The following is a 476-nucleotide window of genomic DNA, read 5'->3' as shown; positions in this document are numbered from 1 at the left end:
AACGTTATGTTTGCTATCAAATCAAACACTAACTTCGCGGTTCGTGCTATTTGTAACGAAGAAGGCGTAGGCGGTGACTGTTTTGGTCCTGGTGAAGTGGAAGCGACTCACTACGCAGGTGCCGATCCAAAAACGATCGCACTTAACGGTACGGTTAAGCCTGAGCTTGCTATCCGTAAAGCCATTGAATACGGCTACGCGGTTCACCTAGATTCTTATGAAGAAATTGAAATCGTTGAGCGCATCGCTCGCGAAGTGAAGCCAACTGAAAAAGTTCGCATCGCGGTTCGTCTAAAAGTGATCCCTGAAGATTTCTTCAACGACTTCGAACCAGACGCATACCCGTTCCCTAACTTCATCGGCGCGATGAAATGGATCAAATTCGGCCTTCTTAAAGAAGAAGCGAAGAAGATTGTTAACCGCGTGAAAGAAATCGATGTATTTGAATTCTACGGTTTCCACACTCACCTAGGTCG

General features: G+C 46.0%; 1 pseudogene. It reads left to right on the top strand.

Annotated elements, in window-relative coordinates:
• Positions 1-476: pseudogene (locus MD535_RS25850) on the top strand (diaminopimelate decarboxylase family protein); the annotation flags it as partial.

The sequence above is a fragment of the Vibrio qingdaonensis genome (genome assembly GCF_026191675.1).
GTDB classification, from domain to species: Bacteria; Pseudomonadota; Gammaproteobacteria; order Enterobacterales; family Vibrionaceae; genus Vibrio; species Vibrio qingdaonensis.
Note: the sequence above shows the minus strand (reverse complement) of the source record. Positions and strands in the feature narration are given on the sequence as shown.